Genomic DNA, 4,128 nt, shown 5'->3' on the forward strand with positions numbered 1-4,128 from the left:
CCCCCCCCCCCCCCCCCCCCCCCCCCCCCCCCCCCCCCCCCCCCCCCCCCCCCCGCGCCCCCCCGCCCCCCGGCGGCCCGGGGCCCGGGGGGGCCGGCGGTAGTGGTGGAGGCTATGACTGGAGTATGTGCTTTACGTCACCGGGTGGTACTGGCTGTGTAGATGTCGGCGCAGGACCGAAGTGCGAAACTTTCCCATCTGAGTTGGTCTGTCCAATGGGATAGTGTGTGGGAGCGGTAGACCGAATTGCTCGCTTCCTGCAACGGCGAAGCCTGCATGGAGCAGGGCGGTCAGGACGCCAATGCCGCCACAGAGCCAGGCATAAGGCCGCGCTTGATGCGTAGCCAGTACCACTTGTCGATAGCCGTGCAGCAGCAGGCCCACTGCCAGGGCGTTGAACAACAGAAAGCCTTGAATGCCGCCGGACACATGGAACATGTCCCATTCGTGCCAGTAGGCAGCATCGATCTGGTGAACGATCAGCGACAGCAGCGTTGCGGTGTACCAGCGATCCATCGTCAAAAGGCTCCTTGGCGGGGCGCCAGTCTAGTCAAGTATCTGCATAACTACTTGCGGCTGCGACGTCGTATCAATTTGAAGGTGTCGAGTGAGGCTTAACGCTGCGCCGACCTTTCTGCGACGCTTGTCATTGGACCATGGCCGCCATCAAGTTCGTGAAGGTGGAGGTGCTCATGCAGCAGCGCGGTGTGCACAGCCTGCGATTGTTGGCGGGTGGAGTTGGGGCCGGGTTTCGGCGACGCGCGCTGGCGCCCGCCTTGTTTTATCTGGTGCTGGCAGTTGTTGTGTTGGTCACGGCGTGGCTGGGGCGTAGCCATTGGCCGCAGCTTGCGCCGTTGGTGCTGCTGCTTTGTGGCGGGTTGCTGGGCTGGGTGCGGCAGGTGCGTCGACGCTGGCTTGGTGTCTATCTGTTGGCGGCAATGCTGCTGGTGTTGCTGCAGTCGGCTTGGTCCGGGCTTGCCCCTGACGGGGTGGAGCGGGCCGCTGCCGTCGCGATGGCATTGGGATTGGCTCAGTTGCTGATCCATACCGCGCGGGTGTTGCGGTTCGCGCGCGGTCTGCAGTTGCAGGTTGAGGGTCTGGACGATGCCGCGATTCTTGCCTTGTTGCCGCCGGAAGCTGCCGAGGAGGCGCGGCGATGGCTCGGCGGTGACGACCGCCAAGCTGCTGAGTTGAGCGAGGTGGTCAGCTTGAGCGTGCTGTACGCGGCCTTGCAGTCGCCTGGTGCCCAGCGGCGCGATCTGCGCCGGATACTGATGGGTTAAAGCGTCTTGCGCAGATAGATGCGCTCATGGCCGGGCGGAAAGTCGGGCAGTCGCCCGAAAACCTCATAAGCGTGCCGGAGATAGAAGCCTTCGGCTTGCCAGTCGAAGGTATCCAGCACAACGCTGTGCGCGCCTGCAGCCTTGGCCTGTTGTTCGGCTTCCAGCAGTAGCTGGCTGCCCAATCCCTGGCTGCGCAGTTCCGGATCAACCCACAGCACATGGATGGCGAGCCAGCCTGCGCAGATGTCGCCGAGCAATCCGCCGCGCAGCGCTCCGTCCTGGTCATGGCTGGCCAATTGCAGTGGCAGCTCATCGAAACCATTGCCGCTGGCCGTGCGATTGAAGGCCAGCAGCCTTGCGCACAGCGCCTGCACATCCTGCGCGTTGGCTACCTGCAGCGCGCGCTGTGCCGACATCAGGCGTTGCGGTTGTGGGCGCGCATCGCGCGCTGCTTCTCACGGTCCCAGTCGCGTTCCTTGGCGGTATCGCGCTTGTCGTGATTCTGCTTGCCCTTGGCCAGCGCGATCTCGATCTTGATTTTGTTCTTGCTCCAGTACATCGCGGTGGGCACCAGCGTGTAGCCGTCGCGTTCGACGCGGCCGATCAGTTTGTCGATCTCGCGACGGTGCAACAGCAGCTTGCGCTGGCGGCGGTCTTCCGGAACGGTGTGGGTGGAGGCCTGGATCAGCGGGGTGATCTGCGCGCCGATCAGGAAGATCTCGCCATCGCGCACATAGGCGTAGGCGTCGGTCATGTTGCCGCGACCGGCGCGGATGGCCTTGACCTCCCAGCCCTGCAGCACCAAGCCGGCTTCGACCCGATCTTCCAGGTGGAATTCGTGGCGCGCGCGCTTGTTCAACGAGATGGTTTTGTCGGCCGTCCCGCTCTTTGCTTTATCCTTGCTTTGTTTCTTGCTCATTTCCGTATTGTCTCCGATTCGGGGGCTCCCCGAACACTTTCTGTATCTGTATCGCCATGACTACCATTCGTCGCAGCGCGCTGGTCGAACACTCCGCCGAGTGCATGTTCAACCTGGTCAACGATGTCGCCGCCTATCCGGGCCGGTTCCGCTGGTGTGACAAGGCGGAAATCCTAGAGCAGGGCGAGGAGCGGCTGGTGGCCCGGCTCGATCTGGGGCTGGGTTCGTTCCGTACCTGGTTCATGACCGAAAACACGCTGCAGCGCCCGCACAGCATCGATATGAAGCTGCGCGAGGGGCCGTTCAAGCGGCTTCACGGCCGCTGGGAGTTCCATTCCCTGTCCGAAAGTGCCTGCAAGGTCACCCTGGAGTTGGAGTTCGAACCGACTTCGCGGCTGCTGGGGCCGGCCTTGGCGCTGGGCTTCCAGGGCCTGGCTGACCGGATGGTCAATGACTTCGTGCGCGTGGCCGACCAGGAACTCTGAGTGATGCGGGTAGAGGTGGTGCTGGCCTGGCCGGACCGTTACCAGCACCGGCAGCTGGAGCTGCCTGAGGGCTGCACGGTCGCCGATGCAGTGGCCGAGGCGGCGCTGGATGGCGCTGCCGAGGTAGTGGCGATGGCGGTGCACGGCGTGCTGGCGCGTCCGCAGCAGCTGCTGCAGGACGGTGACCGGGTGGAGCTGCTACGCCCGTTGCTGGCCGACCCCAAAGAGAATCGCCGCCGGCGGGCGCGCGGCGGCGATTGACCCTGCGAAGGGGGGGGCGCTGGATCAGCGGCCCTTCTTTTTGTCCTTGGCCAGGTTGCGGCCGAACTGACGCACGCTGTTGCGGGCCAGATCTGCGTCCTGCACCGGGAAATAGTCGCCTTCCCAGCGGGTAACCTGGTCGTTCTCGAAGAACACGACGAAGTTCTTCACCTCGGTCTTGCCCAGACGGTTCACGCGCTGGCTGGCGGTGTAGTCCCAGCGCTGGGCGTGGAACGGGTCGGCAATGGACGGCGTGCCCAGCAGCGCGTTGACCTGCTGCTTGCTTTGGCCGACCTGCAACTGCGCAACGGACTGTTCACGGATCAGGTTGCCCTGATAGATGGGCTGCTTGTAGATGATGCCGCAGCCAGTAGTGGACAGGGCGACAACGGCGATCAACAGGAGGTTGCGCATTAGGTAGGGCGGTTGAGGAAATCAGGTCGATGATACACTCCCCGGCACCCAGCGCGATCTGACCGGAGATAACTGGCGTTAAACCGCCAATGAACATGATGGCTATGGAATCCAATGACCTGCGCAAAGTCGGCTTGAAAGTAACGCATCCGCGGATGCGCATCCTTGCCTTGCTCGAACAGAACACCCCCCAGCACCACCACCTCACCGCCGAAGACATCTACCGCCAGCTGCTTGATTGCGGTGATGAGATCGGGCTGGCCACGGTTTACCGTGTGCTGACCCAGTTCGAGGCGGCTGGACTGGTCCTCAAACACAATTTCGAGGGCGGCCAGGCGGTTTATGAGCTGGACCGCGGCGGCCACCATGACCACATGGTGGACGTGGACTCGGGCAAGATCATCGAGTTCGAAAGCCCGGAAATCGAGGAGCTGCAGCGGAAGATCGCGGCAGAGCACGGTTTCGAGCTGGAAGAGCACTCGTTGGTGTTGTACGTGCGTAAAAAGCGTAAGTAAGGCATTGGCGGCACGGCCTTCGGGCTGTTGCTGCTGAATTGAAAACACCGGCCAATGGCCGGTGTTTTTGTTTGTGCGGTTGCTTCCGCTCCCTCCCTTTCGCGCAGCGAAGGGGAGGGTTGGGGAGGGGGGCTTTTGGAGCGGAGCCTTAAGAGCCAAAAGCTGCCCTCACCCCAACCCCTCTCCCGCAGGCGGGAGAGGGGCTTTAAAGCCAGAGCCAGAGCCAAAGCCCAAAGCCAAAGCCCAAAGCC

The 4,128-nt window shown here is 63.2% G+C and carries 8 protein-coding genes; 4 read left to right on the forward strand and 4 right to left on the reverse strand.

Annotated features, from left to right (window positions below; genetic code table 11):
• Window positions 1-132: 132 nt before the first annotated feature.
• A complete protein-coding gene (locus ACVOLS_RS21395) occupies window positions 133-516 on the reverse strand; it encodes a DUF6713 family protein (protein WP_481547296.1) in 384 nt (127 codons plus the stop codon).
• Window positions 517-656: 140 nt separating this feature from the next.
• On the opposite strand from ACVOLS_RS21395, the gene ACVOLS_RS21400 reads away from it, so the two are divergent.
• Window positions 657-1,283 (forward strand): hypothetical protein, encoded by a 627-nt coding sequence (locus ACVOLS_RS21400; RefSeq protein ID WP_481547297.1) that lies wholly within the window; start codon window positions 657-659, stop codon window positions 1,281-1,283.
• Here the strand turns inward: ACVOLS_RS21400 and ACVOLS_RS21405 are convergent.
• A complete protein-coding gene (locus tag ACVOLS_RS21405; RefSeq protein ID WP_481547298.1) occupies window positions 1,280-1,699 on the reverse strand; it encodes a GNAT family N-acetyltransferase in 420 nt (139 codons plus the stop codon). The genes ACVOLS_RS21400 and ACVOLS_RS21405 overlap by 4 nt on opposite strands.
• Window positions 1,699-2,202 (reverse strand): SsrA-binding protein SmpB, encoded by a 504-nt coding sequence (gene smpB, locus ACVOLS_RS21410; RefSeq protein ID WP_303746664.1) that lies wholly within the window; start codon window positions 2,200-2,202, stop codon window positions 1,699-1,701. The genes ACVOLS_RS21405 and smpB overlap by 1 nt, the downstream gene beginning before the upstream one ends.
• Window positions 2,203-2,258: 56 nt before the next feature.
• Here smpB and ACVOLS_RS21415 point away from each other — a divergent pair, with 56 nt between their 5' ends.
• Both ACVOLS_RS21415 and ACVOLS_RS21420 read left to right on the forward strand, forming a co-directional pair.
• A complete protein-coding gene (locus ACVOLS_RS21415; protein ID WP_481547299.1) occupies window positions 2,259-2,687 on the forward strand; it encodes a type II toxin-antitoxin system RatA family toxin in 429 nt (142 codons plus the stop codon).
• 3 nt (window positions 2,688-2,690) lie between these two features.
• Window positions 2,691-2,948: an RnfH family protein gene (locus ACVOLS_RS21420; RefSeq protein WP_481547301.1), complete on the forward strand. Its 258-nt coding sequence runs from the start codon at window positions 2,691-2,693 to the stop codon at window positions 2,946-2,948.
• Window positions 2,949-2,972: 24 nt separating this feature from the next.
• Here the strand turns inward: ACVOLS_RS21420 and ACVOLS_RS21425 are convergent, their stop codons facing one another.
• On the reverse strand, window positions 2,973-3,362 hold the full coding sequence (locus tag ACVOLS_RS21425; RefSeq protein WP_481547300.1) for an outer membrane protein assembly factor BamE: 390 nt from the start codon (window positions 3,360-3,362) through the stop codon (window positions 2,973-2,975).
• A 104-nt stretch (window positions 3,363-3,466) separates the two neighbouring features.
• Here ACVOLS_RS21425 and fur point away from each other — a divergent pair, with 104 nt between their 5' ends.
• On the forward strand, window positions 3,467-3,877 hold the full coding sequence (fur, locus tag ACVOLS_RS21430; RefSeq protein ID WP_282271992.1) for a ferric iron uptake transcriptional regulator: 411 nt from the start codon (window positions 3,467-3,469) through the stop codon (window positions 3,875-3,877).
• Window positions 3,878-4,128: the final 251 nt, after the last annotated feature.

This window comes from Stenotrophomonas sp. STEN038 (genome assembly GCF_056759895.1).

Bases quoted from the DNA above. Each gene is read 5' to 3' on its own strand.
- ACVOLS_RS21395 (WP_481547296.1), bottom strand. From the start codon at position 516: ATGGATCGCTGGTACACCGCAACGCTGCTGTCGCTGATCGTTCACCAG.
- ACVOLS_RS21400 (WP_481547297.1), top strand. From the start codon at position 657: ATGGCCGCCATCAAGTTCGTGAAGGTGGAGGTGCTCATGCAGCAGCGC.
- ACVOLS_RS21405 (WP_481547298.1), bottom strand. From the start codon at position 1,699: ATGTCGGCACAGCGCGCGCTGCAGGTAGCCAACGCGCAGGATGTGCAG.
- smpB (WP_303746664.1), bottom strand. From the start codon at position 2,202: ATGAGCAAGAAACAAAGCAAGGATAAAGCAAAGAGCGGGACGGCCGAC.
- ACVOLS_RS21415 (WP_481547299.1), top strand. From the start codon at position 2,259: ATGACTACCATTCGTCGCAGCGCGCTGGTCGAACACTCCGCCGAGTGC.
- ACVOLS_RS21420 (WP_481547301.1), top strand. From the start codon at position 2,691: ATGCGGGTAGAGGTGGTGCTGGCCTGGCCGGACCGTTACCAGCACCGG.
- ACVOLS_RS21425 (WP_481547300.1), bottom strand. From the start codon at position 3,362: ATGCGCAACCTCCTGTTGATCGCCGTTGTCGCCCTGTCCACTACTGGC.
- fur (WP_282271992.1), top strand. From the start codon at position 3,467: ATGGAATCCAATGACCTGCGCAAAGTCGGCTTGAAAGTAACGCATCCG.